Origin of the sequence: Methylobacterium sp. CCH5-D2 (assembly GCF_001556475.1) — a bacterium.
Classification (GTDB): Bacteria; Pseudomonadota; Alphaproteobacteria; order Rhizobiales; family Beijerinckiaceae; genus Methylobacterium; species Methylobacterium hispanicum.
In genome coordinates this window covers 1-3,899 of sequence record NZ_LSIX01000583.1, presented here as the reverse complement: position 1 = coordinate 3,899, position 3,899 = coordinate 1, and the positions used below count along the sequence as shown (strand labels likewise).

Here is a 3,899-nt window from a genome sequence, read left to right as displayed (position 1 = left end):
GCGCCCGCCAGCGACGACCGGCGGCGGGCGCTCGGCCGTGGTCGGCACCTGGGAGGCCAAGGACGCCACCGGCGCCGCCTGCAAGGTCACCCTGTCGAGCGCGCCCGCCCTCGACCTCTACAAGGCCAGCGCCGGCGGCTGCCCGAACAAGGATCTCGCCAAGGTCTCGGCCTGGGATTTTCGCGACGGCGAGGTCTACCTCTACCAGGCCGGCGGCACCGTGGCGGCGCGCCTGCGCCAGGGCGGCGGCAGCCTCGACGGCCAGTTGACCAAGTCCGGCGCCTCCCTGGCGCTGGTGCGCTGAGCACGACGCCGTGCCGGCGCGGCCGCTGATCCTCTGGCCCGATCCGCGGCTGCGCCGCTCTTGCGCGCGCGTCGAGACCTTCGACGACGATCTGCGGGCACTCGCCGCCGATCTCACCGCCAGCCTCGACGCCGCGATGGCGGCGGGGCTCACCGCGGCGCATGTCGGCGAGTTGCGCCGCCTCGTGGTGCTGCGCCCCGAGCCCGGCGGCCCGGCGAGCGTCTACTGCAACCCGGAGGTCGTGGAGGCCGCGCCCGAGCGCGCGGCCGGCCGCGAGGGCAGCGTCTCGATGCCGGGGGTCGCCGACGACGTCGAGCGCGCCGCCTGGGTGCGGGTGCGCTTCCAGGACCTCGACGGCGTCGGCCAAGAGGAGCGCGCCGAGGGTTTTCGCGCGGCCTGCCTGCAGCACGAGATCGACCAGCTTGACGGCGTCTTCTGGATCGAGCGCCTGTCGCGCCTGCGCCGGGAGCGCATATTGAAGCGCTTCGCCAAGCTGCGGGATGCAGGATAACGCACAATAGTGTCATCCGGCCGGGAACCCTGCGCCGAATAGATGGCTGATGCCCTGCGAAGGCGAGGAACCGCCCCGGTTCTCACGGGTTCGGCCCGCGGATACGGGAGCCACTGCCCATGCGCATCACCAACGTCGCCGACCTCGTCGTCGAGACCCTCCAGGAGGCGGGCGTCCGCCGGATCTTCGGCGTCGTCGGCGACAGCCTGAACGCCATCACCGAGTCGATCCGGGCGCGGGGCACGATCGATTGGATCCACGTCCGCCACGAGGAGGCCGGCGCCTTCGCGGCGGGCGCCGAGAGCCAGATCACCGGCGGGCTCGCCGTCTGCGCCGGCTCCTGCGGGCCGGGCCACGTCCACCTCGTCAACGGCCTCTACGATTGCCACCGCACGGGCGCGCCCGTGCTCGCCATCGCCGCCCACATCCCCTCGGCCGAGATCGGCTCCGGCTACTTCCAGGAGACGAACCCGACCGCGCTGTTCCGCGATTGCAGTCATTACTGCGAGCTGGTCTCGGACCCGGCCCAGCTTCCGTTCGTGCTGGAGAACGCGATGCGCGCGGCCATCGGCCAGCGGGGCGTCGCCGTGGTGGTGATCCCGGGCGACGTCGCCATGAAGGATGCGCCCAAGCGCGGCGTGACGCCCCGCGCCGGCCTGATCCCGCCGCGCCCGATGGTGCGCCCGGCCGATTCCGACCTCGACGCGCTCGCGGAGCTCCTGAACGGCTCGAAGCGCGTGACGCTGCTGTGCGGGCGCGGCTGCGCCGGGGCGCACGCGGAGCTGATGCAGCTCGCCGAGGCCCTGAAGAGCCCGATCGTGCACGCGCTCGGCGGCAAGGACCACGTGGAGTACGACAACCCCTACGATGTCGGCATGACCGGGCTGATCGGCTTCTCCTCGGGCTACGCCGCGATGATGGGCTGCGAGACCCTGCTGATGCTCGGCACGGCCTTCCCCTACAAGCAGTTCTACCCGCAGGACGCCAAGGTCGCGCAGGTCGACATCCGCCCGCACGAATTGGGGCGGCGCTGCCGCATCGATCGCGGCCTCGTCGGCGACGTGCGGGCGACGATCCAGGCCCTCCTGCCGAAGCTCGCGGGCAAGAGCGACCGCGCCTGGCTCGACGCCAGCCTGAAGCACTACGCCCGGGCCCGCGAGGGGCTGGACGAGCTCGCCACCGGCCGGCCGGGCAGCGGGCTGATCCACCCGCAATACCTCACCCGCGTGATCAGCGAGGCGGCCGCGGACGACGCCGTGTTCACGGCCGATGTCGGCACGCCGACCGTCTGGGCGGCGCGCTACCTCACGATGAACGGGCGCCGCCGCCTCATCGGCTCCTGGGTGCACGGCTCGATGGCCAACGCCATGGCGCAGGGCATCGGCGTGCAGGCGGCCGAGCCCGACCGGCAGGTCATCGCGCTCGCGGGCGACGGTGGGTTCAGCATGTTGATGGGCGACTTCCTGACGCTGCGCCAGCACCGGCTGCCGCTCAAGGTGGTGGTGTTCAACAACGGCTCGCTCGGCTTCGTCGAGATGGAGATGAAGGCCGCGGGCTACCTCGAGACCGGCGTCGCCCTCGACAACCCGGATTTTGCCGCCATGTCGCGCGCGGCCGGCATCTTCGCCCTGCGGGTGGAGGATCCGGGCGACCTGCCGGGCGCGGTCAGCGAGTTCCTGGCCTTCGACGGCCCCTCGCTCCTCGACGTCACGGTGGCGCGCAACGAGCTGTCGATCCCGCCGAAGATCGACGGGCAGCAGGTGAAGGGCTTCAGCCTCTACATGCTGCGCGCCGTGATGAGCGGACGCGGTGACGCGGTCCTCGACCTCGCCAAGACGAACCTCATCCGCTAGACCGGGACGGCCAGTTTCGAACCGTTCCACACGCCTACGTGAGCGGGGGGCTGGCGAGCCGGGAGCCGCCATGCGTATCGGACTGTTCGTCCCCTGCTACGTCGACGCCTTCGAGCCCGAGGTCGGCATCGCCACGCTCGAACTCCTGGAGCGCTTCGGCCTCGAGGTGGAATACCCCTACGACCAGACCTGCTGCGGCCAGCCGATGACCAATACCGGCTGCCACCAGGAGGCGGCCGCGACCGAGGCGCTCTTCGTCAGGAATTTCTCCGGCTTCGACTACGTGGTCGCCCCCTCGGGAAGCTGCGTGCATCAGGTGCGCGAGCACCTCACCGCGATCCCGCAGACCGACGAGGTCCGGAAGGTCCGCGCGAGCACCTACGAGCTGGTCGAGTTCCTGCACGACGTGCTGAAGGTCGAGGCGCTGCCCTGGGCGCGCTTTCCCCACAAGGTGGCCTACCACGCCAACTGCAACGCGCTGCGCGGCATCGGGCACGCGCGCCCGTCCGAGCTGAACCTGCCGTATTTCTCCAAGCCCCTGAACCTGCTGCAGAAGGTCGAGGGCGTGGAGCTCGTGAACCTCGCTCGGCCCGACGAGTGCTGCGGCTTCGGCGGCACCTTCTCGGTCTTCGAGCCGGCGGTCTCGGCCAAGATGGGCTACGACAAGGTGGCCGACCAGAAACGGGCCGGGGCCGAGTACGTGGTCTCGGCCGATTCCTCCTGCCTGATGCACCAGAAGGGCTGCGCCGAGCGCCTCGGCCTGCCGCTCAAGTACATCCACATCGCCCAGGTGCTGAACGGAGCCGCCGCATGAGCGAGGAGCTTCACCCCCGCGAGCGCGAGGGGGTCGTCAACCCGGCCGTGCGCGCGCCCGACGACGCGAGCGAGCGCGGTCAGGACGGGCGCCGCCTCGACCACGCCGAGGGCACCTCGAAGCCGATCCAGGCGCCCGCCCAGCGCGAGCCCCAGCCCCGCGGCGCCAAGATCCGGGGCGACCGGCCGATCGACCAGGGCGAGGCCGCCGAGCGCTTCCTCGCCGCGCCGCTGCACGCCGCCGCCCACGACGAGCGGCTGTGGGACCTGCGCCGCAAGCGCGACACGGCCGCCCACGGCATTCCCGAATGGGAGGAGCTGCGGGAGCTCGCCTCGCAGATCAAGCAGCACACGCTCGCGAACCTCGACACCTATCTCGAGCAGTTCGAGGCGGCGGCCAAGGCCAACGGCGTCCACG

Annotated in this window: 4 protein-coding genes and 1 pseudogene; all 5 read left to right on the top strand. The window is 71.5% G+C overall.

Going from position 1 to position 3,899, the window contains the following annotated elements:
* Nucleotides 1-304 (top strand): AprI/Inh family metalloprotease inhibitor (locus AX737_RS14950; protein WP_156453733.1); only part of this gene is annotated, 304 nt, incomplete at its 5' end.
* A gap of 10 nt (nucleotides 305-314) precedes the next feature.
* The gene (locus AX737_RS14945) at nucleotides 315-815 is read left to right on the top strand and encodes a peptide deformylase (RefSeq protein ID WP_066922568.1); all 501 of its coding nucleotides are present in this window, start codon (nucleotides 315-317) and stop codon (nucleotides 813-815) included.
* A gap of 119 nt (nucleotides 816-934) precedes the next feature.
* Nucleotides 935-2,668 carry a ubiquinone-dependent pyruvate dehydrogenase gene (gene poxB, locus AX737_RS14940; RefSeq protein WP_066922566.1) on the top strand — a complete coding sequence of 578 codons (1,734 nt, stop codon included), beginning with the start codon at nucleotides 935-937 and terminating at the stop codon, nucleotides 2,666-2,668.
* Between the two features lie 70 nt (nucleotides 2,669-2,738).
* Nucleotides 2,739-3,482: a (Fe-S)-binding protein gene (locus tag AX737_RS14935; protein ID WP_066922564.1), complete on the top strand. Its 744-nt coding sequence runs from the start codon at nucleotides 2,739-2,741 to the stop codon at nucleotides 3,480-3,482.
* A pseudogene (locus AX737_RS14930) lies at nucleotides 3,479-3,899 on the top strand (4Fe-4S ferredoxin); the annotation flags it as partial. The gene AX737_RS14935 and the pseudogene AX737_RS14930, both read left to right, overlap by 4 nt.

Bases quoted from the DNA above. Each gene is read 5' to 3' on its own strand.
- poxB (WP_066922566.1), top strand. From the start codon at position 935: ATGCGCATCACCAACGTCGCCGACCTCGTCGTCGAGACCCTCCAGGAG.
- AX737_RS14935 (WP_066922564.1), top strand. From the start codon at position 2,739: ATGCGTATCGGACTGTTCGTCCCCTGCTACGTCGACGCCTTCGAGCCC.